Below are 26,313 nucleotides of genomic sequence, written 5' to 3' on the forward strand. Positions count from 1 at the left end.
CCGATGCAGAAGATGCGCCGCACCGGAATACGGTCCCCGCTGCCTGCAACGGCGACGCTGGGGGTGACGGCGGGTTCAAAGACAAAGCCCATGAAGTGATCCTTCCTCAAGTCATTCGGCGGCGGCGGATGTCGCCGCGCCCGTGTCCAGCCCGTTCGAGCCGTAAAGCCAGTTCAGCTGGTTGTACCAGTCGTCCGCGCTCATCGAGCGCATGACGGAATTGCGGACCGCGGCCTGTGCGTCGCCGGGGTGGTAGATGTATTCGCCGATCAGGCGCGAGTTCATCTGGACGCGCGCGGTGCGGACCTTGCGCATCTCCTGGTAGCGCTGCAGCGCGTCCTCGGTGTCCTCACCGAAATGCTCGATGCAATGGGAGAGCGCCACCGCGTCCTCCATCGCCATGCAGGCGCCCTGGGCAAAATATTGCAGCATCGGGTGCGCCGCATCGCCCAGAAGCGCCACGCGTCCGTCCACCCAGTTGGAAATCGGGTCACGATCGCAGAGGACCCAGAGTTTCCAGTTGTCGCCATGCTCGATCACCTGCCGCGCCTTGGGGTGAATGTGTTCGAACCCCTGCGCGACCTCTTCCTTGCTGACGGGCTTGCCGGCGATCGCCTCCCGCACGTCGCGGTGATAGGTCACGACAAGGTTGAAAACCTTCCAGCCTTTCAGCGGGTAGTGCACGATATGGCACTTGGGCCCGGCCCAGAGCGTCGCCGCGTTCCAGCGCAGGTCCTCGGGCATCTGCTCGGTCGGGATGACGCTGCGGTAGGTGGTGTGGCCGGAAATGCGCGGTTCGCCATCGCCGATCATCTGCGACCGGATCGGAGAGCGCAGCCCCTCGGCGCCGATCAGGAAACGCCCCTTTATGGGGGCGCGCCCGTCCAGCAGCAGGGTGACGCTGCTGCCGTCCTGTTCATAGCCCAGCACCTTGTGATCCGTGCGCAGGTCGATCAGCGGGCTGTCCTCGCAGTATTTCAGCAGGACGCCATGCAGGTCGGCCCGGTGCACCACGGCGTAGGGGTTGCCGTAGAACTTGCGGAACGGCTCATCCAACGGGATGCGGGTGATGTCCTCGGCGGTCTGGGCGTCCATCAGGCGCAGCGCGTCGATGTAAACGGCCTTGCTGCGCGCCTCGTCCCCGACACCGAGGTAATCGAAACAGTGAAAGGCGTTGGGGCCGATCTGGATGCCGGCACCGATCTCGCCCAGTTGCGGCGCCTGCTCAACGACGATGCTGCGCTGTCCCTTGCGGGCCAGCCCACAGGCAGCCGCCAGGCCGCCGATGCCGCCGCCGGCGATGATGATGGGAAGATCACTCATGGCTCTGGTCCTCTCTCCTCCGCAGGTCGGCCCAAGGCCGGATCCCGCCCCTATCATTCCCCTGACTCGGGCAACTGATATGTAGACATATGATTTGCATACGGAGCATTGCGCGTCAAGAAAAAGATCCGTACACTTACAAAATCAGCGAAAGGCACCCAAGGGGACCGGAATGATGGATGCAGGCACACCGGATCGAGAGGAAGCGGAAGACCTGCCGCTGGAGTCCCTGGCCGGGCACCTGATCCGCCGCTTGCACCAGGCCTCGACCAATGTCTTTCACACCCGCACCCGCGCCGCCGGGCTGGAGCTGACGCCGGTGCAGTTCGCGGCAATGAAAGCGGTGCATGACGAACCCGGCATCGACCAGGCCACCATCGGCGCGCGCATCGCCTATGACCGCGCCACCATCGGCGGCGTCATCGACCGGCTGGAACAGAAAGGCTGGGTCAGGCGGCAGGTGTCCCGGCGCGACCGCCGCGCCCGGGAGGTGACATTGACGCCGGAGGGGGCAGAGATGTTCCGGCGCGCGCTGCCCGTGATCACCGCCTTGCAGGCCGACATCCTGCCGGGCCTCACCGAGGCGGAACACCGTGTCTTCCTGGAGCTGGCCCGCAAGGCGACGCCGGGGGACTGACCCGCCGCACAGCCGGAAACCGGCGGTTTTTCGCATCCGCTTAACCGCAATGTCATCCAGATTAACGCCTCATTAAGAGGAAGATGTCATTTTGATGAAAAAAATCGAGCGGTAAGGAAGCAAAAACATGTACCCCGAAGATCTCATCGAACGCGCAATCCAGTCGGCCACCGATTGTGAGGCGCAAGGCTTTTTCGAGACAGCGAAATCCCTGCGCGCCCTGGCGCAGGAACTGCGCGGCTCGGCCATGCCACTGGCAGCGGCGCACGGCTTTGCCGAGGCGCAGGCCCCCGCCCCCATCCGTCCGTTTTAACCCGGTCTTCACCTGGACCGGCCAGCCTTGAAGGGCATCACCCCGGGGGCCACAGATGGACGATCTCTATGATGAAGTCATGGCCCTGCTGCATGACACCGGTGCCTTTGCCGATTGGCAACAGGATGCCGCGATCCTGCGCAGGGCCGAACAGGTGCGCCGGGTGGCCCGGTCGGAACTGACAGGGCGCCTTCTCTTTCCAGCCAGACGAAACCTTTCCCGAGAGGGACCGGATGCGGGGGCCTGACGCAAGGGGCAGACGTTTCACCCCTTTCCTAGTCCTCGGCCCCCGTCGCGAACAGTTGCAGCGCCCGGCGACTGCCACGGCCGATGTCACCATCGATGGGACCGGCGTAGAACTCTCCGGCCTTGAGCTGGCGCTGTATCTCCTTGCGGAATTCCAGATCAAAGGCCAGCGCTCGCCCGTCGACCAGCAATAGGTGCGCATCCTCGTCGCCTTCGCGCAGGCGCCCCAGCAAGACCTGCACCTGTTCCGCCAGCGGCAAATCGGCAGGCACGAAATCGGGCAACCCCTCCAGCAGCACCTGGCGCACAGGCAAGAAGGTTCCGTCGGGCAGGCGCACCGCGACGCGGTCCAGCATGGCGGGGCTGGACAGGAACAGTGTCGCCCCCACCTGCGCCGCCGTCCCATCCGGGTAGACCGCCAACCGCCCCTTGACCTGGCCATTGATCATGTCCCACAGCACCACGCCCCCCGGCGCCAGCGCCGCCGCAATCCGCAGGCCGTCCGGGGCAAAATCCAGCGCCCGAACCTCGGCGCTGCCGGTCTGCAGCCGCCACAGGAAACGCCCCACCGACATGTCCCAAATCAGGACCTCGGGGCTGGCTTCTTCTGCGACGGCGACAAAGCGTCCGTCAGGGCTGACGGCCATCGCGTGCGGAGGGTTGTCCAACTGGCCAAAGCGGCGGATCAAGGTGCCATCCTCGGCGTTCCACAAGGCAAGCATCCAGCGCGCCGTAACGCCCCGGCCCTGTACCACCGCCACCACCTCTTGCGATGCGCCCCGAAAACCCAGCGGACCGACCCGGGAAAACGGCATCTGAAGGATCTGACCGTGTTCACCGGTCTCCAGGTCGATCAGGGCAATCTCCGGTTTCGGCCTGTTTCGGGCCACGGCCAGGACCCGGCCATCGCGCGAAAAAGCGGCGTCGTCCCCTTCGATATCGCGCAGCACCTCGCCGGTCGCCGCGTCCAACAGTTTCATCTGGCCTCGGGAATCGCTCCGTGCAAGGTAGGCCCCCGTCGGGTCGAACCTCAAAACGCGCACATCTCCGGGCAGGAGGGCAGACCGGGTCTCTCCTCCGAAATCCAGCAGCCGCAGGGGCTGGTCTTGCGCGCCCTGCACAGCCAGTCCTGCGCCATGCGGTTGCCACGCCAGCGCGGCAGGCCCTTGCGCCTCGTCCACACGATAGGTCACCTGCCCGTCCTCCCAGGCCCAGACCTGCAAGGGGACGCCGGCCGATCCGCCCAGTGCCAGGCGGGTACTGTCGGGGCTGAAGGCCAGCGTCGTGATCGCGTCGGCCTGCCGAGGCGCCTCGCGCAGGAGCTGCCCGGTTGCCAGGTCTGCCAACACGGCAGCGGCCTGCGGTTCGGCCACATGGCCAAACAGCCTTGCACCGCCCGGCTCCAGCACCGCGCCGCTGAACCGCCGACCGGAAAGGACCATCCGGACAGAGCCGTCCGGCCCGTAGATCCGAACCGTGCCACCATCGCGAGCCTGCATCGCCAGACCACCCAGGCCGACCGGCCCCAACAGGGTCTCTCTTCCTTCGCCACCGATCCGCCCCATCACCTGCCCTGTGGAGACGTTCCAGCGGTACCCACGCCCTTCGGCGTGACCGGACGCCAGATCACCGTCGGGAAGGAAAGCCAGCCCGTCGACAGGTGTCTCGGTCGGCATACGCTGCAAGACCGATCCATCCGCCACCCGGTGCAGGCTGACACCCTTGGCGCCCGCCAGCGCCAGGATGTCCCCCTCTGCGTTGAAGGCCACCGCCCCAACAGGTCCGTCCTCTGCCGTCGTGGCCCACAGGCGCGCCCCGTCCGACGCCTGCCAGAGCGAGACCGCATCGCCCTGCACCGTTGCCACCCGTGAGCCATCCGTGGACAGCGCCATGTGTGTAACCCCCTCGGCACCCTCGGTGGCGATGCGCCCCGTGACCTCCGTCAGCGGCAGGTCCATGACCTCGACCTCGCCCTCCCGCGCCAAAGCGAGCTTCCCGCCATCCCGGCTGAGCGCGAGCGCGCGGACGCCCTGCGGCAGGAACCTCCGGGCTTGCAAGGCGCCGTCGTCCAGCCGCCAAAGCGACAGCGCCGATTGCCCTCTGCCAATGTCGGTGAGTGTCGCTGCAATTCCCTGACCTGCCGCCAACAATCCACCGGAGCCGTCCAGATCGCCCAGCGGGCCGGTCAACAGTTCGATCCCCGTGCCTGGCGGCAGGTAAGGCAGCGCAACACCGTAGACCGCCGGACCATCCGCGCCGACGCCCACCGGAAAGACATCGACCGGGTCTTCGGCTTCTTCGTCAGGTTCCACGATCTCGGCATCGGGCGGCGCGGCAGGTTCCGGAACAGGCGTGGCAACCGATGCGGGCTTTGCCGCTTCGGGGGCAACTGGCCTGGGGTCGGCAGTGGTGCTGCGTCCGCAGCGCAGGGCCGCCTCTCCCGCACAATCCTCGCCCGCAGCGACCGCCCGCAGGAAAGCGGAGGCGTCCAGCATGGCCGCAATCGTGACACCACGCCCACCGGTCGCCCGAGGCTCTTCCTGCAGGTGCAGACCGATCATCCGGCCTGCGCCGTCCAGCACCGGTGCCCCGGCATTTCCGGGCAAGGCCGCGCACCCATGGGTCAGCCGACCGCCATCGGTGACGGCCCCACGCAGGGAACAGCCCTCACGAACCACCTGTTTCGACGTTCCGAATGGGTGACCGACAATCGCCAGCGGCATCCCCGCTGACGGAACCGGCGGATCGAGCGCCAGAACCGCGTCCTCTGCCCCCAAGAGACCATCCGCCCGCAGCACGACAAACCCAAGGTCCGGATTCGCCTCCAATGGCTCGGGATCGAGTGCGACCCGCTGCCCCTGCTCCTCGACCCGTGGCGCGTCAAAGCCTGCGACGAATTCGACGCGCGTGATCCGCTTTGGCCCGCGCGCGGCCAGGTCTGGCTCGGCCAGCACGCCCGGCACACAGCGAAAGGCCGTCAGCACGAGGTTTTCCGCAATCAGGACACCCGTGCAGGCAACGACCGCCGGACCGCCCTCGGTCTCTACCATGACCCGGAGCTGACCCACGGCCTGCCCGGCGCGTCGGATTGCGGTGGGCGCGGTGTAGCGGATGATCGGTTTGGCGCCCGTGGCCTCGATCCGGTCGCGGCCCCGCTCGGGCACCTGCATCACAAGGCGATCGAAATCCGCTCCGTCGAACAGCGGCAGCCCCTGCGCCACTGCGGTGCCACCAAGGGCAACCGCCGCCGCAAAAACCAGACCCGCATCCCAAAGCCGCCGGAGTTGCGACATGCGCCTGCTCCTCTCAATGCCCTGAACCAACCTCTGGAACAGGACGGTAGAGGAAAGCGTGACCCCGGTCGACCCAGCGCGTCAGGCTCTGCGCAAGGCTCCCCCCGCCTGCCAGCCATCGAACACCTCCAGCGCCTTTTCCGCAAAGGCGGGGTCATTGATGTGCGCGTCCAGCTCGACCAGTTGCACATTGGCGGGACACTGCGCGCGGATTTCGGCGATAAAGGCCTCTAGCCCCTCGGGATCGCTCAACGGTCCGCCGGGCCGGTCCCATTCGTTTCCCCCCTGCAACGGCAGGATCAGCACCACCGGTCCGTCGGCCCCTGCCAGCTTGCCGCAGATCGTTTGCGCCATCTCGCGCCGCTGGTCAGCGGTCATCATGACCGATGACAGCAGGCGGTTGTGGGCATGCTGTTCCTGCCCCGCCAGCTTGACCGGAGCGTCCTGCCAACCAACGAAATCCACGAGGTCGTAGCAGCCGATGGACACGATCTGAGGCGTGCCACTGCGGCCCGCGTTGGTCATCCGGTCGGCGCCCGCGCTGATGGTCGAGCCCATCAGGTGATTGCCCACCTCCTGCGGTGCAAAATCCATCACGGCGGCAAAGGCACCCTCGGCAGCAAGGCTCTCGAACGCGCGCCCGCCCATGCCGGTCGCGTGGAACACCGCCACCTCGAAGCCGCGCTCCTCCAGCGCCGGTTTCAGCGCCACCATGTAGCGCAGCACCGTCTTGCCGAAACTGGTCATGCCGATCAGCGGGCGCGTCCGGTCGGGCCGCTCCACCGCCCGCGCGGCGCCCAGCACGGCGCCCGCCGCCTGGCTAAGCGAGGCCTTGCAAACCGAGTTCAACCCGTAGAGCCCACCGGCCCAGAGGATCATCTGCACGTCCGCTGGCAAGCGTTCGGGCGGGATCAGCGGCGAGAAGGAGACCGTCGAGACGATGTATTTCGGCACCCCCAGCGGCAGCGCCGAACAGAGATCCAGCGCCAGGTCCGTGCCCATCGTCCCGCCCAGCACGATCACCCCGTCGATGCGGCCCTCGGCCTGCAGTCGCGCCGCCAGCAGGGCCGATCCCTTGGCCATGATCTGCATGGCAAGGTTCTCGTCCCCACCATCGATGGCTTCCTGGATGGAATGCCCGCCTGCCTCGGCGACCGCATGTTTGGAAATGTCGCAAGGGGCCGAGGGATCGCCCAGCACGCTGACATCCATCGTCATGACGCCGCCGCCCTGCCCCCGGATCACTTCGGCGAGGTAATTCAGCTCGTCGTCCTTGGTGTCATAGGTGCCGACGATCAGGATGGTCCGGTCGCTCATAGCTTGATCCACGCTGTCTTGAGGTCGAGGTACTTGTCGAAGGCGTGCAGGGACTTGTCGTGCCCGTTGCCGGACTGTTTCACGCCGCCCAGCGGCACGGTCAGGTCGGACCCACCGTAGGTGTTGACATGGACCACCCCGGCCTTGATCTGCCGGATCATCCGGTGCGCCCGGCTCAGGTTCGCGGTCCAGACGGCCGCCGCCAATCCAAAGTCGGTGCCATTGGCGATCGCCACCGCCTCATCCTCGGTGTCGAAGGGGATCACTGCCAGCACCGGGCCGAACACCTCTTCGCGGGCCAGCCGGTCCGAGGGATCGACCCCGGTCACGATGGTTGGCTGCATGAAGTAACCGCCGGTCTCCTCAAGGATGCGCGCCCCGCCAGTGCGGATGTCGCGTCCGGCCGCGCGGGCCTCGGCGACAAAGCCGAGGTTCTGTTCCAGCTGCCGCAGGCTGTTGACCGCGCCCGCCGCTGTCGACGGGTCCAGCGGGTCGCCGACCTTCATGCCTTGGACGAACTCGGTCAGACGAGCCACGAACGCGTCGTGGATCGACCTCTCGACCAGCAGGCGGGAGCCCGCGACACAGACCTGCCCCGCGTTGCGGAAGATGCCGTTGGCCGAAACCTTGACCGCCTCGTCCATGTCCGGCGCATCGGCAAAGACGATGTTGGGCGACTTGCCTCCAAGCTCCAGGTAGACGCGTTTCAGGTTGGACCGGGCCGAAGCCTCCAGCAGGCGGCGCCCGGTCGCGCCCGAGCCGGTAAAGACCAGGACGTCCACATCCATCGACTCGGCAATGGACGCGCCGACAACGGCCCCTTCGCCCGTCACCACGTTCAGGACACCTGCGGGCAGACCCGCCTCCATCGCCAGTTCGGCAATCCGGAGAAGGCTCAGCGAGGCGGTTTCCGCCGGTTTCAGCACCACCGAACAGCCCGCCGCCAGGGCCGGGCCCAGCTTCCAGGCGCCGATCATCAGCGGAAAGTTCCAGGGAACAATCGCGCCCACGACACCCGCAGGTTCGCGGTGGACAAGTCCAAGCGAACCTGGCGCGGTCGGCGCGATCTCTCCGTAAAGCTTGTCGATGGCCTCGGCGTAATAGCGGATGGTCTGGGCGGCCGAGAGCGGTTCCGCCTTCAATGCCATGCCGATCTCGGTGCCGTTGTCGCGCACGCCCAGCACTGCCAGGTCCAGTGCATTATCCTCGATCAACGCGGCCCACTTCAGCAACACCGCCTTGCGCGCCGCCGGCGCCATGTCCGCCCAACGCCCGTCGTCAAAGGCGCGCCGGGCCGCCGCCACGGCGGCCTCGGCGTCCGCGACCGTACCCCGTGCCATGACCGTCAGCCGTGTGCCGTCCAACGGAGAGATCACCTCCATCTCGCCCCCGTCGGAAGCAGGCACAAAGCTGCCGTCAATCAGGTGGCGGGCGGGCGGCACATCGGCGTGGCGCAGCTCTTCGATCCGCGAAAGATCCAGCATTCTCAGTTTCCTTGCGTGTCGTGCATGTCGTGATCGTGTTCGAATTCCTTCAGTCCCGCCCGCCGTTCGCGCACCACGCCCCAGATGTGCAGGACGATCAGCGCGACGATGGCGAAGGCGATGAAGGCGGCGATGGGCCGGTCGACAAAATCCAGCGGCGTCTTGACCCGCGCCATGGCGCTGCGCAGCTTGACCTCCATGATGCCGCCCAGAACCATCCCGAGGATGATCGGCACCACGGGCAGGTTCTGCCGCTTCAGGATCAGACCGAACAGGCCGAAGCCCGCAGCAATCGCGCAATCGGTCATGGAGTTGCGCAGGGAATAGACCCCGACAAAGCTGAGGATCAGGATCGTCAGGCCCAGGAACCGTGTCGGAATGCGGATGATCCGCAGCAGCAGGTTGGACGAGAAACACATGAAGACGACGACGATCACGTTCAGCAGGATCATCGCGATATACAGCGCGTAGACGAAATCCAGCTGGTTCTGGAACAGCCCCGGCCCCGGTGTCACGTTGTGGACGTAAAAGACCGAGAGCATCATCGCGGTCAGCGCCTCGCCCGGGATGCCCAGCGCCAAGAGCGGGATCATCGCGGCAGCAGGGACGGCGTTGTTCGCCGCCTCCGAGGCCACCAGCCCCTCGGGTGAGCCCTTGCCGAAATCCTCTGGTTTCTTCGATGTCTTCTGCGCGTAGGTATAGCTGAGGAACTGTGCCGTGAACTCGCCCACGCCGGGGATCATGCCCATCAGCACACCGAACCCCGACCCGACCGCCGCAAGCCGCTTGAATCGGAAAACCTCGCCAATGGCGCGGAGCATCGAGCCCTTGATGGGCTGCGCATCCGGCGCGCTGTCCTCTCCGCTGAGCAGCTGAAACGCCTGTGACAGGGCAAACAGTCCCAGCACCACCACGATCAGGTCGAAACCGCCCACCAGCCAGTCCTGCCCGAAGGTGTAGCGCTGGGTGTATTTCACCGGCTCCAACCCCACGGTGCCGAGAAAGATCCCGAAGGCAGCCAGCATCCCGGCGGCAAAGGTCTGGCCCCGGTGGGCCAGGATCACCAGAACGATGCCCAGAAGTGCGGCAAGGAAGATCTCGCGCGATCCGAACATCGGGGCGATCTTGGCCAGGAAAGGCGCAAAGAGGATCAGCGCGATGATCGACAGAATGCCGGAGACGAAAGAGGCACCATAGGCGAGGCCAAGCGCCCGCAGCGCCTCGCCCCGTTCGGTCATCGGGTGTCCGTCATAGGTTGTCAGCGCGTTGACCGCCGTGCCGGGCGTGTTGATCAGGATCGCGGGTAGCGCACCACCGAACATCGACGAGCCGTAAATACCCAGCAGCATGACCAGCCCAACCAACGGGTCCAGCGAGAAGGTGGCCGGCAGCAGGATTGCGATGGCCACCGGCGGGCCAACGCCGGGAATGGCCCCGATGATGACCCCGCCGATAGAGCCGATGAGCAGCGCCAGCGCCACGTCGAAACGCGCCAGCATGTCGAGTCCGGACAGCAAAGCGTCCATTCTTGGCCCCTTTCAGAGATAGGTCATGAGGAAGGTGCGCAGGGCACCCGAAGGCAGCAGTTCATAGACCAGTCCCGCCGGGATCTTGACCTGCAGGAGGCCTTTGAAGACCACGACGACCACAACGGCAAATCCCGCGGCCGTGAGCAGCCAACGCGCCGACCGATAGCCCAGCCGCCAGGCCAACACACAGGCAAAGAGGATCGAGCCGGCGAGGTAGCCGACAATCGGCACCACGGCGACATAGGCCATGAACCACAGCGCGTATTCGACCGATTTCAGCCAGGCCAGAACCTCGGCTCCGCGGCCCGGGATACGCTCGGACGCCAGGGCGCCCAGCAGGTGCAGAACGCCAAACAGCGCCATTGCACCCACCGACACCGCCGGCCAGAAGGCAGGCTGGGCAAACAGCTTGGTCCGCTTCACCCACTGCGTCTCGTAGGGCAGCATCACCAGCAGAAAGACCGCGAACAGGCAGAACAGGCTGGCAAAGACCAGGTCCCCGGGCCGCCGGTAGCGTTTGAACAGGTCCTGGAATGTCTGGAACCGGCGCATCCTGCCCCTCCATGTGAAAAGGGCGTCCCCACCGTGGGGACGCCCGTCAGGATCAGTCGCCGATCAGCTCGGCCACGGTGCCCAGCGTCACGGCATCCTTTTCGATCTGCGCCGTCGCCGCTTCGGCGTCCTGCCAGTAGATCAGCGCGCCGGTCTCGGAGGCCAGCTTTTGCGCGGCGTCGGACATCACGACCTCTGCCGCGACTGCTGCGATCTTCTCGCGCACATCGGCGGGCGTGTCCTTGTGGACGAAAAGCCCGTTCCACAAAGAGATGTCCAGCGAAGGCGCAATTTCTCCGACCGTACGCGAGTCTGGCGTCAGCGCGGTGCGTTCGGCCCCGATCGAGGCCAGCACGTTCAGGTCGTCGAGGCAGGGCTTGATCAGTTGCAGCGTGGTGTTGATCACGTCCACGTCGCCCGAGGCCAGGGTGTTGCAGTCCAGCGCGTCAAAGGCCGCCTCGGCGGCGTAGTCGAACCCCATTTCCTGCGACAGGGCAAAGGTCACCTGCGTCGGGATCAGGAAGGACCCGAAGTGGCCCAGCGCCACGTCATTGTCCTGCGCGTAGTCGGCCAGTTCCTCCATCGTGGAATAAGGCGCGTCGCCCGAGGCCGCGATGACGAAGGGATAGGTCAGGAAAATGCCTACCGGCTCGAACGGGTTGGGGTTCAGCGCCGGGATGCCGGTTTCCGGTCCCACCAGCGGCACACCGATGACGAAGGAGCCGACGGTGTAGCCGTCCGGATCGGCGCCGGCCACCTCTGCCGCGCCGGGGAAGGGTCCGCCGCCGCCGCCGGGCTTGTTCACCACCGCCGCGGGCACGCCGTAGGTCTCCTGGAACTGCTCAGCGATCATCCGGGTCAGCACATCCTCAAGATCGCCCGGAGGCCAGGGCACAACGAATTCGACGGGCTTTTCGGGATACTCGGCCTGCGCGGCCAGCGGGAGGGCCAGTGCCAGCGCGGCGACACCTGCCTTGAGAAACGTTTTCATACCATCCTCCTGTGGATTGGTTCATTATTCGAACCACTGGTGCATTTATTGTTGCCATTGCAATGAAACTCTGTCAACATTTCTTTCATCGACACCGTGACCCCGTTTCGAAAGGCCGCCGGAAAGCGATGGGAACGATCACCAAAGCCCTTGAACTGCTGAACCTTTTCTCGCGCACGAAGCCCGAGATCGGGCTGATGGAATTCGCGCGCCTGTCGGGACGCGACAAGGCGACAGTGCATCGGCACCTGACCGAACTGGAGGAAAACGGATTCGTCGAACAGCATCCACAGTCTCGCGCCTACCGGCTTGGCCCCGCGATCCTGCGCCTGACCGCCGTACGCGAGGCGACGCACCCGGTGCGCCGGATCCTGCGCCCCATCGTCGATACGCTGGCGCACCAGGTAGGCGAGCTCTGCCATTGTTCGCTCTTGCAGGGCGAGATGCTGTCCCCGGTTTACCACGCCGACCCGATGATCCACGGCACGCAGGTGCATTTTGACGAGGCCGAGATGCTGCCGCTGCACGCGACCTCATCCGGGCTGGCCCTGCTGGCCTTCTCGCCCCCCGCACTGGCAGAGCATGTGCTGGGCCGTCCGCTGCCGGCCTATACCGATCTGACCCTGACGGACCCGTCCTTCCTGCGCTCTGTCCTGGCGGACGTGCGGCAGGACGGGCTGTGCAACCTCGACCAGGCCTTCGACAGCGAGGTCTGTTCGGTCGGAGGGCCACTGTTCGGCCCCGAGGGCATCCCCATCGGCGCCATGTCCGTCGCGGTGCCCGCCGTCCGCGCCAAGCGGGCCAAGATCGACGAGATCCGCACCGCCCTGCGCGGCGCGATCCGACAGGCAACCGTTTCCACCGGGGGCACCCTGCCGCGCGAGACCGCGGCGCTCTGGGCCAATGCCCCCGCCCCGACACTCACAGACCAACGAGGACTGACATGAAGGATTCGAACTTTCTGACCGAGAACAACGCCCGCCACCTCTGGCACCCGATGGCGCATCCTGCCGACAGCCTGGCCAATCCGCCGGACATCATCACCGGCGGCGACGGGGTCGAGATCACGGATGTGGACGGACACCGCATGGTGGATGCCGTCGGCGGCCTCTGGAACGTCAACCTGGGCTATTCCTGCGAACCGGTCAAAAAGGCCATCTCAGAACAGCTGGACCGCCTGCCCTATTACTCGATCTTCCGTGGCACCACGAATGACGCGGTGATCGAACTGAGCCTGATGTTGCGCGATTTCTTCGAGCCGGACGGGCTGACGCGCGCCTTTTTCACCTCGGGCGGGTCGGACAGCGTGGAAATCGCCCTGCGGCTGGCGCGGCAATACCACAAGGTGCGCGGCGAGGGCGGGCGGGTGAAATACCTCTCGTTGAAAAAGGGCTATCACGGCACACATACCCTGGGCGCCAGCGTCAATGGCAACGCCAACTTCCGCACCCAGTACGAACCGCTGATGCCCGGCTGTTATCACATCCCGGCGCCCTACCCCTATCGCAATCCGTTCGGCGAGACCGATCCGGAAAAGCTGGCGCAGCTCTGCCTGTCGGCGCTGGAGGACGAAATCGCCTTCCAGGGCGCCGAAACCATCGCCGCCATGATCATGGAGCCGATCCTTGGCGCCGGCGGGGTGATCCCGCCACATGAAAGCTTCATGCCCGGCGTGCGCGAGATCTGTTCGAAACACGGCATCCTGCTGATCGCGGACGAGGTCATCACCGCCTTCGGCCGAACCGGAAGCTGGTCAGGCTCGCGCCATTGGGGCGTGCAGCCGGACATGATGTGCACCGCCAAGGCGATCACCAACGGCTATTTCCCCTTCGGCGCCGTCATGATCTCCGGCGCCGTGGCCGAGGTCTTTGAAAACGACACTAGCGGCAAGGCGGCCATCGGATCGGGCTATACCTATTCCGGGCATCCGGTCGGCGCGGCGGCGGCCATCGCCTGCCTGAAAGAAACAGAGCGCCTGCAGGTCAAGGACAACGCCGCCGCCCGCGGTGCGCAGCTCTGGGAAGGCCTCAAGGCGCTGAAGGAGAAACACGCGCTGGTGGGTGACGTACGCGGCGGACACGGGCTGATGTGCGCGGTGGAACTGGTCTCGGACCGGTCCACCAAGGCCCCCATCGACAAGAAGACCATCGGCGCAGTGCACCGCGTCGCCTATGAAAACGGCGCCATGCTGCGCGTCTCGGGGCCGAACATCATCCTGTCGCCCCCGCTGGTCCTGACCGAGGCGCATGTGAACACGATCCTCTCGGCCCTGGATGCGGGCCTGTCAGCGCAGGGGTGACTTGCGACGGGGGCGCCCCTGCGCCCCCTATTGCGCCACGCGGTCCGGATGGGCGGCGGCAAAAGCCGGGTGGTCAGCCAGCGCCGCCTCCACCCGCCGTATCTTTGACAAGCCATCCAGGGCCACGCCCCAGCGGTGGGCATTGTACAGTTGCGGGATCAGGCAGACGTCGGCCAGCGTGACTTCCTTGCCAAAACAGGTATCGCCCCCGTCCAGCATCTCTTCCACCGCTGCCAGACCCGGCCCGATGAAGGCCTGCATCCAGCTTTCCATCGTGATCCCGCCATCGGAATGGGCCACCGCATGTTTCGCAACGCGCAAGTTGCAGACTGCGTGGATCTCCATCGCGATCGCCTGTGCCAGCCCACGCACACGGGCACGACCTGCCGCGTCTTCGGGCAAGAGACCCAGTCCCCGCGTTTCGTCGAGGTATTCCACGATGGCAAGCGATTGCGTCAACCGCAGCCCGTCGATTTCCAGCACAGGCACCAGGCCCTGCGGGTTCCGCTCAAGGTGCTCATCCCCGCGCTGCGCCCCGTCGACAAGGTTGACCGGCACGCTCTCCCACTCCAGCCCGGCAAGGCCCAGCGCAATACGCACCCGGTAGCTGGCCGTCGAACGCCAGTAATCGAACAGTCGGATCATGTGAAAATCTCCCTCAAGGGATCAGGAACCGCGACAAGGCTCCGCCAGATTGGTATCATTCGCAACGATTAACTTGACATCATTGCAGTTGCAACAAATATTGGCGGCAAGACCGAATCCGGCTCTCACCGCACCAGGGAGGTACGACATGACCCGTCACGAACTGCCGCAAGGCATGATCCGCGCCACCGGCACGACCGGCACGCACGAAGGCTACATGCCCGGCTGGGCCAACGACTTCGAGACAGAGGCGCTGCCCGACGCGCTGCCGCAGGGCATGAACAGCCCGCAGAAATGCAACTACGGCCTTTACGGCGAACAGCTCTCCGGCACCGCCTTTACCGCCAACCCGCCCGAGCGGACATGGACTTATCGTATCCGCCCCTCGGTCAAGCATTCGGCCCGCTACACCAAGATCGACCTGCCCTACTGGAAGAGCGCGCCGAACGTCGATCCGGACGTCATCAGCCTGGGCCAGTACCGTTGGGACCCGGTGCCGACGCAGGACGGCCTGACCTGGCTGACCGGCATGCGCACCATGACCACCGCCGGCGACGTGAACACGCAGGTCGGCATGGCCAGCCACATCTACCTGGCCACAGAGTCGATGCAGGACGCCTATTTCTTCTCCGCCGACAGCGAGTTGCTGGTTGTCCCGCAGGAAGGCAAGCTGCGCTTTGCCACCGAGCTGGGCATCATTGACATCGAGCCAAAGGAAATCGCCATCATCCCGCGCGGGCTGGTCTATCGCGTCGAGGTGCTCGAAGGGCCCTGTCGCGGCTTCGTCTGCGAGAACTACGGCCAGAAGTTCGAGCTGCCCGGCCGTGGACCGATCGGCGCGAACTGCATGGCCAACCCGCGCGATTTCAAGGCGCCCGTGGCCGCCTTTGAAGACCGCGAGGTGCCCTCGACCCTGACCGTGAAATGGTGTGGCCAGTTCCACGAAACCAAGATCCCGCAAAGCCCGCTGGACGTGGTCGCCTGGCATGGCAACTACGCCCCCTACAAGTACGACCTGCGGACCTACTGCCCGGTGGGCGCGATCCTCTTCGACCACCCGGACCCGTCGATCTTTACCGTGCTGACCGCGCCCTCGGGCGTGCCGGGGACGGCCAACATCGACTTCGTGCTGTTCCGCGAACGCTGGATGGTGGCGGAAAACACCTTCCGCCCGCCCTGGTACCACAAGAACATCATGTCCGAGCTGATGGGCAACATCTACGGCCAGTACGACGCCAAGCCGCAGGGCTTTGTCCCCGGCGGCATGAGCCTGCACAACATGATGCTGCCGCACGGACCGGACCGGAACGCCTTTGAGGGCGCGTCGAATTCCAACCTCGGGCCCGAGAAGCTGGACAACACCATGTCCTTCATGTTCGAGACCCGCTTCCCGCAGCACCTCACCCAGTTCGCCGGGAAAGAGGCGCCGCTGCAGGACGATTACATCGACTGCTGGGACAGCCTGGAAAAGAAATTCGACGGCACGCCGGGTAAGAAGTAAGCTTGCTTTACGCGCGCTCACCTGCGTTTCGAGCTCGAACTGGAGTCCCCATGACGACCGGCGAAATCGTGTTCTTTTTGGACTTCGGTCCCTTTTTCTGCCTGCTGCTGCTGGTCGGGTGGGCCGGGCATCGAGAAGACCGCCGCCGAGGTCGGAGCAAGGACACCACGATCAGCGGTGCAAACGTCGCTGCCCCGGCCATCGCCACAAGACATGACACCGGGGCTGACTGTGGTGGCGTGGACTGCGGATAGTCCCGGCGGACAATTCCACACGATGCGCCCCACGTCTTCTTCTGGAAACAAGAAACATCGCTGAAAGACGCACTGAAAGACAGGACGACACATGCCCCTGAAACGCTCCTGGGTGGAGTCAGCCAACTCCCCCGACACGGATTTCCCGCTCAACAACCTGCCCTGCGGCAGCTTCCGCGCCGCGGACGGCGAGGCCCATTGCGGCATCGCCATCGGCGAGATGATCCTCGACATCACCGCGCTCGAGGCCGAGGGCCTGCTCTCGCTCGATGCCGAGGAGGAGGTCTTTTTCTTCGGTGACTGGACGGAATTCATGGCCCTTGGCCCCGCCGCCTGGGCCGCGTTCCGCGAAACCGTGACCGAGATGCTGGCCGAAGGCGCCCCGGATGCCGAGGGGCTGGCCGCCTACCTTGTCCCACAGGCGGACGCGAAAATGCTGATGCCCTTCGCGGTCAGCGAATATACCGATTTCTACGCCTCGAAGAACCATGCCACCAACGTGGGCACCATGTTTCGGGGCGCGGAAAACGCGCTGCCGCCGAACTGGCTGTCGATCCCCATCGGCTACAACGGTCGCGCCTCTTCGGTCGTGGTGTCGGGCACCGACGTGCGTCGCCCCTGGGGCCAGCTCAAGGCGCCGGACGCCGAGCTGCCGGTCTTTGCCCCCTGCAAACGGTTCGACCTGGAACTGGAGATGGGCGCCATCGTCGGCCAGGACTCCGAAGGGCCGGTGACGGTGGGCGAAGCCGACGAGATGATCTTTGGCTACGTGCTGCTGAACGACTGGTCGGCGCGCGACATCCAGGCCTGGGAATACCAGCCGCTTGGCCCCTTCCAGGCCAAGGCCACGGCCACCACGATCAGCCCCTGGATCGTGCCGAAGGCGGCGCTGGAGCCTTTCCGGGTTTCCACCCCCGCGCGTGAACGTGACTTGCTGCCCTACCTGCGCGAACCCGGCCCGATGCTTTATGACATCCAGCTGGAGGTGGGCCTTGCGCCCGAGGGCAAACCCGAAACGGTCATCGCCCGGACCAACTATCGCGAGATGTACTATTCGTCGGCGCAGCAACTGGCCCATCACACGACGTCGGGCTGCCCCATGTCCGTGGGGGACCTGCTGGGCTCCGGCACGATTTCCGGCCCGGACAAGGGCGCACGCGGCGCGCTGCTGGAACTGGCCTGGGGCGGCAAGGAGCCGGTCACACTGGATACCGGCGAAACCCGCAGCTTCCTGGAAGATGGCGATACGCTGACCCTGCGCGGCGCCGCCCAGGGGGACGGTTATCGCATCGGGTTCGGGGAGTGCACCGGCAAGGTGCTGCCGGCGCTCGACGATCCTTACGGGGGCCGGGGCTGATGTCAGCCACCCTGCTGCCACTGGAGCACCGCCTCGGTGGGCCAGAACAGCATGAGGATGTTCAGGGCCAGGCCATCGCGGATCAGCGCGATGGTCAGCGCCTCGAACCCCAGGGCCACGGCAACGCTGACCCAGATCGGGATCCAGCGGGCAAGGTAGAACCCCACGACCATCGCGATCACGTCGAAGACGGAGTTGATGATGCTGTCGCCGTTGTAGTCGAAGGACACCGTTACCGCTCGATAGCGTTCAATCACCATCGGCGTGTTCTCGAGGATCTCCCAGCCGGCCTCGACCACCAGCGCGATCCCCAGCCGCAGGTTCACGCTGAGGCGCCGGGCGACCAGCGCCAGGACACCGTAGAAGACCAGACCGTGGATCAGGTGGCTGGGCGAATAGAGATCGAAGAGGTGCTGGCTGCCCTCGCGCGGCGGGGCGCCCGGGCCGGTCCAGAAAGAGACGTAGCCGCAGGGGCAGATCGGATCGCGCCCCATCAGGAACAGCGTGACCGCCATAAGGGCGGTCACGATCAGGAAAATCAGGACGGGTCGCTGGGCGTTGCTCATGACCCGCGATGGAATCACAAAGACGCGAGGGCGTCCAGAGACATGAGAGGGAACCAATGACCAAGGCCTTTGCATCCGCCGGAGACATGGAAGAGAAAAAGACCTCGTTCACGCAGGTCGGCGAGGGGCTCTATGCCTTCACCGCCGAGGGCGATCCCAACACCGGCGTCATCATCGGGGACGACAGCGTGATGATCGTCGAGGCGCAGGCCACCCCGCGCCTGGCCCGCAAGGTGATCGACCACGTCCGCGAAGTCACCGACAAGCCGATTTCCCACCTCGTGCTGACCCACTACCACGCGGTCCGCGTGCTGGGCGCCTCGGCCTATGGCGCGCGGGAAATCATCATGTCCGACGTGGCCCGCGCGATGGTGGCCGAACGCGGGCAGGAAGACTGGGACAGCGAGTTCGACCGCTTCCCCCGCCTCTTCCAGGGGCACGAGGAAATCCCCGGCCTGACCTGGCCCACCACCACTTTCTCGGACTCGATGACCGTCTACCTGGGCAACCGCCGCGTCGACATCATGCACCTGGGCCGCGCCCATACCGCCGGTGACGCGGTGATCTGGGTGCCGGATCAAGAGGTCATGTTCACCGGCGACATCGTCGAATACCACTCGGCCTGCTACTGCGGCGATGGCCATTTCAACGACTGGGGCGAGACCCTGGCCAATATCGCCGCGTTTGAACCGCAGGCGATTGCCCCGGGCCGGGGCGACGCGCTGGTCGGGCCGGAGATGGTCGCCAAAGCGATCGCCGCGACCGAGGATTTCGTCCGTTCGACCTACAAGCCGGTGGAAAAGGTCGTGGGCCGTGGTGGCACTTTGAAAGAGGCATGGGACGCGGTGCGCGCCGAATGCGACCCCAAGTTCAAGGACTACGCGATCTACGAACACTGCCTGCCGTTCAACGTCGCCCGCGCCTATGACGAGGCCCGCGGCATCGACACGCCCCGCGTCTGGACAGCGCAGCGGGACAAGGAAATGTGGGCAAGCCTGCAAGGCTGAACGGCAACGGGCGCGCCTCGCGCGCCCTCTCGCCCACACTGCGTAGGATGGGTCGTCGACCCATCGCCGTCGGACAAGGAGGAACCGACATGATCCATGACCGCTATCAACTCGCCTTCAAGCTCTACCCCTACGAACGCTCCACCGACCAGGATGCCGAAACGCCTGTCCGGCACCCGGTCGTTGTCATGGGTGGCGGTCCCATCGGGGTCGCCACGGCGCTGGACCTTGGCCTGCAGGGCATCCCGGTCGTCGTTCTGGACGATCACGAGGGCATCGGCATGGGAAGCCGCGCGATCTGTTTCGCCAAGCGCTGCCTGGAAATCGCCGACCGCTACGGATGCGGCCAGCCGATGCTGGACAAGGGCGTGGTCTGGAACCTGGGCAAGGTGTTCCACGACGACCGCAAGGTGTTCGAGTTCAACCTCCTGCCCGAGGAAGGCCACAAATTCCCCGCCTTCATCAACCTGCAACAGCCCTATTTCGAACGCTTCATCGTCGAACGCGTCCGCGAGGCGCAGGCGGCGGGTGCCCCGATCGAGCTGCGCGGCAAGAACCGGGTCGACAATGTCACCGTGCATAACGATCACGTCACGCTGGAGATCACGACCCCCGACGGCCCCTATACCATCGAGGCCGACTGGCTGATCGGCTGCGACGGCGCCTCCTCTCCGCTGCGTGGCATGATGGGGCTGGATTTCGAAGGCCGCGTCTTCGAGGACAGTTTCCTGATCGCCGACATCAAGATGGCGAACGACGATTTCCCGACCGAACGATGGTTCTGGTTCGAACCCTACTTCAAGTCCGGCGCCTCCACCCTCTTGCACAAGCAGCCCGATGGCGTCTGGCGGGTCGACTTCCAGATCGGCTGGGACGTGGATCGCAAGAAAGAGCTGCAAGAGGAAAACGTGCGTGCCCGACTGGACGCCATGTTGGGCGATGTCGAATACGAGATCGTCTGGACCTCGATCTATACCTTCCAGTGCCGCCGGATGAAGAAATTCCGCCACGGCCGGGTGCTGTTCGCGGGCGACGCGGCGCACCAGGTTTCGCCCTTCGGGGCGCGCGGGGCGAACAGCGGCATGCAGGACGTCGACAACCTGGGCTGGAAACTGGGGATGGTCATCGGCGGCAAGGCGCCCGAAAGCCTGCTGGACAGCTACGACGTGGAACGCGTGCACGGCGCGGACGAGAACATCCTGAACTCCACCCGCTCCACCGATTTCATCACGCCCAAGTCCAGGGTCAGCCACATGTTCCGCAACGCTGTTCTGGACCTGGCCGAGCAATATGAATTTGCCCGTCCATTGGTGAACTCGGGCCGGCTGTCGGTGCCCTGCGTCTACGATGGTGGGCCGCTGAACGGCCCCGATGCCCTGCCCGGTGGCCCCGCACGCACGCGGGTGGGCAGCCCCTGCCCCGATGCGCCGCTCAAGGACGGCTTCCTGCTGGACCGCCTCGGCGGGGTGTTCACCTTGTTGACCATCGACGCCGAGGCGCCCGAGACGCTGGAAGAGGCTGGCGTGCCCATCACGCGCCTCGCCCTTTCGGCTGGCGACGACACCAGCGGCGCGCTGGCAGAGCGTTACCTGGGAGAGGCCGGGTCCGGCGTCTACCTGATCCGCCCCGACCAGCATGTCGCCGCGCGCTGGGACAGCTTTGACGAAACCGCCATCCGCGCCGCCCTGCGCCGCGCCATCGGACTGGAGTGAGACATGGCCGACCTGATCCTGACCCCCAACCTCGACCGTCCCGACGATTTCTATGCCGCGCTGATCGCCGCGCATGACGGGTTGTCGGATGACGAAAGTGCGGCACTGAACGCCCGCCTGATCCTGATCCTGGCCAACCAGGTCGGGAATACCGAGACCCTGACAGCTGCCCTGCAAGCCGCGGCAAAGGCCCCGGAGGGGGCCGCGGCGTGACAGGCGCGGCGGCAGACCGGCAGAGCGCGGCGGCCAACGCCGCGCCCGTCCCGGGAACCGAGTTGGAGGGCTTTTTCCCCTATCGCCTCGCGGTCGCCGCCGAAGGGTTCTCTCGCAACCTGGTCGAGGTCTACGGGCGCCGGTTCGGTCTCAGCCGCGAGGAATGGCGGCTCTTGTACCTGCTCGTCGGCGAGGACGAGGTGACATCGCTGGAGCTTGGCCGCCGGTCGACGCTGGACAAGGTCCAGGTCAGCCGCGCCTCGCAACGGCTGGAAGACAAGGGGCTGATCACCCGCGCCATCGCGCCGGACGACCGGCGGCTGCGTCTTTATGCCTGCACCGACAAGGGCCGCGCCCTGTTCGACGAGGTGCTGCCCCAGGTCGAGGCACGCTCTGACGAGATCCTGCGCGCCATGTCCACAGAGGACCGCGCCGCGCTGGAACGCGGGCTTGCGGCCCTGACAGAGGCGATGGCGGACCGGCTCCTGCCTTCGTCCTGATGGGCGCCTGTCATGGCCATTCGAAAGGCCGCCCGCCCTGCGAGACGCCGGCCTGCGCCCCGGCCCGATAGGCCGCGCGGTAGGCGCCCGGCGGGCGCCCCACCATCCGGCAGAAAAAGCGGTTGAACTGCGCCGCCGAGGCAAAGCCCAACAGGCCCGCAACCTGCTGGATCGAATTCGACGAGTTTTCCAGCTGCAACCGCGCCTCCAGCGCCACGCGCCGGTCGATCAGCGCCTTCGGGCCGATGCCCCGCACCCGGCGGCAGATGTCGCCCAGCCTGTCCCGCGATACGCCCAGGGCGGCGGCATAGTCCTCGACCGTCCAGCGGTCGCGGAAATGCGCCTCGACCAGGGCGCCGTAATCGGCAAAGACCCGGTGCCCGGGCGAGCCACCGCCCTGGCCCGGCTGCTGGGACCGTCCCGCCCGGTAGACCTCGATCAGGATCACCCGAAGGTAGGCGCCGACAACCGCATGGGCCGCCGCCGCCCCCGACTCAAGATCCCGGCTGAGACCGCGAAAGGCGGCGCGCATGGCATCGAACGAAGCGCCCTCGCGCGGCAGCGGGGCCGTGACCGGACGATCCGCCATCTCGCGCAACTCCCGGGTTTCCGGCATGTGTCCGACCGCATTGGCCAGCGCCGTTGGCCCAAGCAGCACGTAGGTGCCCGCTGCGCCCGCCTGAAAGACCGCCCGCGCATCGCGCATCCAGGGCCGCCAGACGAGCGCCGGGGCGGAGATGGCCGGCTCTTCGCCGGACAGGCGCGCGCTGCCCGCCTCCAGCAGGAAGGCCAGCCAGGACGGCCCCGTCAGGCTCTCGGCCAGGCCCACGACGCGCGGCTGCAACGATCCGCTGAACGTCCCAGCGCGCACCGATCCGGCGGTGGAATGAGGGTCAGAACGCATAACTTTTCCCACGAAACGATAGCAGTTTGCCTCAAACCGTCATTTACTCCAAGCATCGAAAGGCGATTTCCTGAGCAAGACGGGCAGCTACTGGCCCGAAACGTCCGGCTTGCAAGGGGAGGTGCAGCTGTACGAAGCGCAGTTCATAATCAACGGGCGATCCGTGGCACCGGGCGCCGGAGCGGCCTTTGAACGGCGCGGCCCCGTCTCGGACGCGGTGATCACCCGCGCCGCGGCCGGACGCGCGGCAGAGGCCCGCGAGGCGGCGGCGGCCGCCGCCGGCGCCTTTGTCGGATGGGCCGCCACCCCCGCCGCAGACCGCGTCGCAATCCTGACCCGTGCCGCCGACATGCTGGAGGCCCGCGCCGACGAGGTCGTGGCAATTGCCTGCAACGAGGTCGGCTCTTCGCCCGACTGGGTGCGGTTCAACGCCGGGATCGCGGCCTCGATGCTGCGCCAGACGCGCGACCTGGCCAAGGCGCTGGACAGCGGCCCGCAACGCGAGGGCGACAACATCCTGCGCCGCCGTCCTGCCGGTGTCGTGCTGGGGATCGCGCCCTGGAACGCGGCGGTGGCGCTGGCCGTCCGCGCGCTGGCCGCGCCGCTGGCCTGTGGCAATACCGTGGTTCTCAAGGGGTCGGAACTGTGCCCAAAAACGCATGAATGGGTGGCCGAGGTCATCAACCTCGCCGGGCTGCCCGACGGTGTCCTGAACTACATCACCAATGCGCCCGACCATGCCGAGGAGGTCGTCGAGACGCTGATCGCCCATCCCGCCGTGCGGCGCATCAACTTTACCGGCTCCACCCGTGTCGGACGCGAGATCGCCGTGGCCGCCGCGCGCCATCTCAAACCCTGCCTGCTGGAACTGTCGGGCAAAGGGACGATGATCGTGCTGGCCGATGCCGACCTGGAGGCCGCCGCCCGCGCCGCAGCGCATGGCAGTTTCTTCAACCAGGGCCAGATCTGCATGTCGACCGAACGGATCCTGGTCGAGTACAGCGTGGCCGATGCCTTTGTCGAACGCTTCCGGACCGAGGCCGAGACCCTGCGCTTTCACCCCGGCAAAACGCCACTGGGCACGCTCATCAATCCCGCCGCCGCAGTGCGCATCGGTGCGCTGGTCGAGGATGCCCAGGCAAAGGGCGCCACGCTGGTCACGGGCGGCGAGCTTTCGGCGGGCAGCATCCAGCCGACGATCCTGGATCACGTGGCGCCGGGGATGCGCCTCTATTCCGAAGAGGCCTTTGGCCCAGTGGCGGGCGTGGTCCGCGTCGGCGACCGGGACGAGGCGCTGGCGCTGGCCAACGACACGGACTTCGGCCTCGTCGCCTCGGTCTTTACCGCCGACACCGGCGCCGCACTGGACATGCTGGCGCGGATCGAGGTCGGCATCGGCCAGGTCAACGGGTCGACCGTACACGACGATCCGACCATGCCCTTTGGCGGGGTCAAGGCCTCGGGCTATGGCCGGTTCGGCGGCACCGAGGCGCTGCGCGAATTCACGGAATGCCAATGGATCGCCGTGAACGGCGGCGGAAAAACATAACCGGGAGGAGACCAAGATGAATCGCAGAACGATACTGGGAACCGTGGCGGCGCTGACGCTGGCCACCGGGTTGGCCGGCACCGCGCTGGCGCAGGACACGCTGAAAATCGGCGCGGTCGGTCCCAAGACCGGGCCGCTGGCCGGCGGCGCAGAGGTCAGCTTCTGGCCGAACGTCCAGCTTTGGGCGCATGACGTGAACGCCGCCGGCGGGATCGACGTGGGCGGCACCAAGTACATGGTCGAAATCATCGAGTACGACGACCAGACCAACCCGGGCGAGACCATCAAGGCGGTGCAGCGCCTGGCCACCCAGGACAAGGCGGATTTCGTCCTTGCCCCCTATTCCACAGGTCTCAACATCGCTTCGGCGCCGATCTTTCAGCGCTACGGCTACCCGATGATCACGCATACCGCGATCTCGGACCAGATCGAGGATCTGTCGAACAAGTTTCCCGACATGTATTTCCTGCTGGGCGGTGCCACCGGCCTCGCGGGCGGCGTGGTCGAGGTGCTGAGCGACATGCGCGAAGCGGGCGAGATCGGCAGCACCGTGGCGATGGTCAATGTCGCCGACGCATTTGGCATCGAACTGGCAGAGGCCGCGCGCCCCAGGATGGCCGAGGCCGGGTTCGAGATCGTCTATGACAATTCCTACCCGCTGGGCACGCAGGACCTGTCGCCGGTGATCAAGGGCGCCAAGGCGGCCGAGCCGGACGCCTTTGTCGCCTTTTCCTATCCGCCCGACACCTTCGGCCTGACCGAACAGGCCAAGATCGCCGGACTGGCCCCCAAGGCCTTCTACACCGCCGTCGCGACCGCCTTTCCGGCCTACGCGGGCCGCTTTGGCGCATCGGCAGAGGGCGTTCTGGGCGCGGGCGGCATCCATGCGGATGGCGACGCCTTCAAGGAATATGCCGCGCGCCACATGGAAGTGACCGGCCAGGCGCCGGATTTCTGGGCCTCGGCCCCCACCTATGCCTCGTTCCAGATCCTGCAGATGGCGATCGAGGGCGCGGGCACCACGGACCGCGAGAAGGTGGCCGAATACATCGCCGCCAACAGCTTTGACACGATCATCGGCCCCATCGACTGGGACGAGAACAACGCCAATGCGAAATACTGGACCGTGGGTCAGTGGCAGGGCGGCGTGTTCAAGGGCGCCGCCTCGACGGGCCGTGACGGCGCCGTGGCGGCCATGCCCAAGACCGGCTGGGAGTAAGCCATTCCCGGCCCCGGGCAAACCCCGGGGCCGGAGCGGCACGGACACGACATGGACATCCTGATTACCGGGCTTCTTCTGGGCGGCACCTATGCGCTGATCGCGATGGGGCTGAACCTGCAATACGGCATCGCGCGGATCATGAACCTCGCCAATGGCGAGTTCCTGGTCGCGGGCGGCTTTGCCGCCTTCTGGTTCTACACCGCGGGCCAGGTCAGCCCGCTGCTGACCATCTTCATCGTGGCGCCGCTGGCCTTTGCGCTCAACTGGCTGATCTACGTGGTCATGCTGCGCCCGCTGGTGCGGCGCGCGAAATCGCGCGGCCAGCTGGAGGTCGACGCAATCCTGACCACCTTCGGGCTGTCCTTTGTCGCGGTCGGGCTCATGCTGGCGGTCTTTGGCGGCGATTATTTCAGCTATTCCTACCTCGCCCGCCCGGTGCAGATCCTTGGCGATACCTTTGCACTGAACCGGCTCACCGCCGCCATCGCCGCCGTCCTGATCTGCGGCGGGCTGTGGCTCTGGCTCAACCGGTCGCGCGCGGGCATGTCGATCCGGGCCATTGCCGTCGCGCCCGACAGCGCGCGGCTGGTGGGGATCGACGTGCCGCGCCTCTCGGCGCTGGCCTTTGCGCTCGGCGGCGCCGTGACGGCGGTGGGCGGATCGCTGATCTCGACCTTCCTGACGCTGGATGCCTCGACTGGCGTTCTCTTCACGCTCAAGGCGCTGGTCATCGTCATCATGGGCGGCGTCGGCGACGTGCGCGGCACCATCGTCGCGGCGCTGATGCTGGGCCTGCTGGAAACCTTCGTGGCCACGGTGATCGACCCCGGCCTGACGCTGGCCGCCGCCTACCTGCTGTTCGTGCTGATCCTGCTGTTCCGCCCGCAGGGCCTGTTCGG

The 26,313-nt window shown here is 66.1% G+C and carries 24 protein-coding genes; 14 read left to right on the top strand and 10 right to left on the bottom strand.

Annotation, left to right across the window (positions count from 1 at the left end; all coding sequences use genetic code 11):
* Nucleotides 1-111: 111 nt before the first annotated feature.
* The gene (locus PVW46_RS22855; protein ID WP_069210771.1) at nucleotides 112-1,323 is read right to left on the bottom strand and encodes a 3-hydroxybenzoate 6-monooxygenase; all 1,212 of its coding nucleotides are present in this window, start codon (nucleotides 1,321-1,323) and stop codon (nucleotides 112-114) included.
* A gap of 172 nt (nucleotides 1,324-1,495) precedes the next feature.
* On the opposite strand from PVW46_RS22855, the gene PVW46_RS22860 reads away from it, so the two are divergent.
* The 3 genes from PVW46_RS22860 to PVW46_RS22870 all read left to right on the top strand — a co-directional run bounded on the left by PVW46_RS22860 (nucleotide 1,496) and on the right by PVW46_RS22870 (nucleotide 2,520).
* Entirely contained in the window at nucleotides 1,496-1,960 is a 465-nt protein-coding gene (locus tag PVW46_RS22860) for a MarR family winged helix-turn-helix transcriptional regulator (protein WP_274577798.1), read from the top strand.
* Between the two features lie 127 nt (nucleotides 1,961-2,087).
* On the top strand, nucleotides 2,088-2,273 hold the full coding sequence (locus PVW46_RS22865; protein ID WP_069210770.1) for a hypothetical protein: 186 nt from the start codon (nucleotides 2,088-2,090) through the stop codon (nucleotides 2,271-2,273).
* Nucleotides 2,274-2,328: 55 nt separating this feature from the next.
* Nucleotides 2,329-2,520, top strand: coding sequence for a hypothetical protein (locus PVW46_RS22870; protein ID WP_043146888.1), 192 nt, complete (start codon nucleotides 2,329-2,331; stop codon nucleotides 2,518-2,520).
* Nucleotides 2,521-2,548: 28 nt separating this feature from the next.
* On the opposite strand, the gene PVW46_RS22875 is transcribed toward PVW46_RS22870, so the two are convergent.
* The 6 genes from PVW46_RS22875 to PVW46_RS22900 form a co-directional block, all read right to left on the bottom strand.
* Complete coding sequence (locus tag PVW46_RS22875) at nucleotides 2,549-5,812, bottom strand: trypsin-like peptidase domain-containing protein (protein ID WP_069210769.1); 3,264 nt, start codon at nucleotides 5,810-5,812, stop codon at nucleotides 2,549-2,551.
* A gap of 81 nt (nucleotides 5,813-5,893) precedes the next feature.
* On the bottom strand, nucleotides 5,894-7,129 hold the full coding sequence (locus PVW46_RS22880) for a Tm-1-like ATP-binding domain-containing protein (protein ID WP_069210768.1): 1,236 nt from the start codon (nucleotides 7,127-7,129) through the stop codon (nucleotides 5,894-5,896).
* Nucleotides 7,126-8,613, bottom strand: a complete 1,488-nt coding sequence (locus tag PVW46_RS22885; protein ID WP_043146927.1) for an aldehyde dehydrogenase — start codon at nucleotides 8,611-8,613, stop codon at nucleotides 7,126-7,128. Before PVW46_RS22885 ends, PVW46_RS22880 begins: the two co-directional genes overlap by 4 nt.
* 2 nt (nucleotides 8,614-8,615) lie before the next feature.
* On the bottom strand, nucleotides 8,616-10,139 hold the full coding sequence (locus tag PVW46_RS22890) for a tripartite tricarboxylate transporter permease (RefSeq protein ID WP_052244910.1): 1,524 nt from the start codon (nucleotides 10,137-10,139) through the stop codon (nucleotides 8,616-8,618).
* A gap of 12 nt (nucleotides 10,140-10,151) precedes the next feature.
* Nucleotides 10,152-10,694: a tripartite tricarboxylate transporter TctB family protein gene (locus PVW46_RS22895; RefSeq protein WP_069210767.1), complete on the bottom strand. Its 543-nt coding sequence runs from the start codon at nucleotides 10,692-10,694 to the stop codon at nucleotides 10,152-10,154.
* Between the two features lie 52 nt (nucleotides 10,695-10,746).
* Nucleotides 10,747-11,685 carry a tripartite tricarboxylate transporter substrate-binding protein gene (locus tag PVW46_RS22900; protein WP_043146896.1) on the bottom strand — a complete coding sequence of 313 codons (939 nt, stop codon included), beginning with the start codon at nucleotides 11,683-11,685 and terminating at the stop codon, nucleotides 10,747-10,749.
* Nucleotides 11,686-11,813: 128 nt separating this feature from the next.
* Between PVW46_RS22900 and PVW46_RS22905 the strand changes: the two genes are divergently transcribed.
* Both PVW46_RS22905 and PVW46_RS22910 read left to right on the top strand, forming a co-directional pair.
* Nucleotides 11,814-12,632 (top strand): IclR family transcriptional regulator, encoded by an 819-nt coding sequence (locus tag PVW46_RS22905; protein WP_043146898.1) that lies wholly within the window; start codon nucleotides 11,814-11,816, stop codon nucleotides 12,630-12,632.
* A complete protein-coding gene (locus PVW46_RS22910) occupies nucleotides 12,629-13,984 on the top strand; it encodes an aspartate aminotransferase family protein (RefSeq protein WP_069210766.1) in 1,356 nt (451 codons plus the stop codon). The genes PVW46_RS22905 and PVW46_RS22910 overlap by 4 nt, the downstream gene beginning before the upstream one ends.
* 27 nt (nucleotides 13,985-14,011) lie before the next feature.
* Here the strand turns inward: PVW46_RS22910 and maiA are convergent, their stop codons facing one another.
* Complete coding sequence (gene maiA, locus PVW46_RS22915; RefSeq protein ID WP_043146903.1) at nucleotides 14,012-14,629, bottom strand: maleylacetoacetate isomerase; 618 nt, start codon at nucleotides 14,627-14,629, stop codon at nucleotides 14,012-14,014.
* Between the two features lie 148 nt (nucleotides 14,630-14,777).
* On the opposite strand from maiA, the gene hmgA reads away from it, so the two are divergent.
* Both hmgA and fahA read left to right on the top strand, forming a co-directional pair.
* Nucleotides 14,778-16,130, top strand: coding sequence for a homogentisate 1,2-dioxygenase (hmgA, locus tag PVW46_RS22920; protein WP_069210765.1), 1,353 nt, complete (start codon nucleotides 14,778-14,780; stop codon nucleotides 16,128-16,130).
* A 345-nt stretch (nucleotides 16,131-16,475) separates the two neighbouring features.
* Complete coding sequence (gene fahA / locus PVW46_RS22925) at nucleotides 16,476-17,741, top strand: fumarylacetoacetase (protein ID WP_069210763.1); 1,266 nt, start codon at nucleotides 16,476-16,478, stop codon at nucleotides 17,739-17,741.
* Between the two features lie 2 nt (nucleotides 17,742-17,743).
* Here fahA and PVW46_RS22930 read toward each other — a convergent pair whose 3' ends face one another.
* Nucleotides 17,744-18,307 (bottom strand): DUF2585 family protein, encoded by a 564-nt coding sequence (locus tag PVW46_RS22930; protein WP_069210762.1) that lies wholly within the window; start codon nucleotides 18,305-18,307, stop codon nucleotides 17,744-17,746.
* 56 nt (nucleotides 18,308-18,363) lie between these two features.
* Between PVW46_RS22930 and PVW46_RS22935 the strand changes: the two genes are divergently transcribed.
* From PVW46_RS22935 to PVW46_RS22950, 4 genes are all read left to right on the top strand, one after another.
* Nucleotides 18,364-19,314 carry an MBL fold metallo-hydrolase gene (locus PVW46_RS22935; RefSeq protein ID WP_069210761.1) on the top strand — a complete coding sequence of 317 codons (951 nt, stop codon included), beginning with the start codon at nucleotides 18,364-18,366 and terminating at the stop codon, nucleotides 19,312-19,314.
* A gap of 89 nt (nucleotides 19,315-19,403) precedes the next feature.
* Nucleotides 19,404-21,026: an FAD-dependent oxidoreductase gene (locus PVW46_RS22940; RefSeq protein ID WP_069210760.1), complete on the top strand. Its 1,623-nt coding sequence runs from the start codon at nucleotides 19,404-19,406 to the stop codon at nucleotides 21,024-21,026.
* Nucleotides 21,027-21,029: 3 nt separating this feature from the next.
* Nucleotides 21,030-21,239 carry a DUF2783 domain-containing protein gene (locus PVW46_RS22945; protein WP_069210759.1) on the top strand — a complete coding sequence of 70 codons (210 nt, stop codon included), beginning with the start codon at nucleotides 21,030-21,032 and terminating at the stop codon, nucleotides 21,237-21,239.
* Nucleotides 21,236-21,739 (top strand): MarR family winged helix-turn-helix transcriptional regulator, encoded by a 504-nt coding sequence (locus PVW46_RS22950; RefSeq protein ID WP_232788309.1) that lies wholly within the window; start codon nucleotides 21,236-21,238, stop codon nucleotides 21,737-21,739. The genes PVW46_RS22945 and PVW46_RS22950 overlap by 4 nt, the downstream gene beginning before the upstream one ends.
* A 10-nt stretch (nucleotides 21,740-21,749) precedes the next feature.
* Here the strand turns inward: PVW46_RS22950 and PVW46_RS22955 are convergent, their stop codons facing one another.
* On the bottom strand, nucleotides 21,750-22,643 hold the full coding sequence (locus PVW46_RS22955) for a helix-turn-helix transcriptional regulator (protein WP_069210758.1): 894 nt from the start codon (nucleotides 22,641-22,643) through the stop codon (nucleotides 21,750-21,752).
* Between the two features lie 121 nt (nucleotides 22,644-22,764).
* Here PVW46_RS22955 and PVW46_RS22960 point away from each other — a divergent pair, with 121 nt between their 5' ends.
* The 3 genes from PVW46_RS22960 to PVW46_RS22970 all read left to right on the top strand — a co-directional run.
* The gene (locus PVW46_RS22960; RefSeq protein ID WP_338020545.1) at nucleotides 22,765-24,192 is read left to right on the top strand and encodes an aldehyde dehydrogenase family protein; all 1,428 of its coding nucleotides are present in this window, start codon (nucleotides 22,765-22,767) and stop codon (nucleotides 24,190-24,192) included.
* Nucleotides 24,193-24,208: 16 nt separating this feature from the next.
* A complete protein-coding gene (locus PVW46_RS22965; protein WP_274577819.1) occupies nucleotides 24,209-25,411 on the top strand; it encodes an amino acid ABC transporter substrate-binding protein in 1,203 nt (400 codons plus the stop codon).
* Nucleotides 25,412-25,462: 51 nt separating this feature from the next.
* Nucleotides 25,463-26,313 (top strand): branched-chain amino acid ABC transporter permease (locus PVW46_RS22970; RefSeq protein WP_274577821.1); only part of this gene is annotated, 851 nt, incomplete at its 3' end.

Source organism: Mameliella sp. AT18 (assembly GCF_028807275.1).
In the GTDB taxonomy this organism is placed as follows: domain Bacteria; phylum Pseudomonadota; class Alphaproteobacteria; order Rhodobacterales; family Rhodobacteraceae; genus Antarctobacter; species Antarctobacter albus.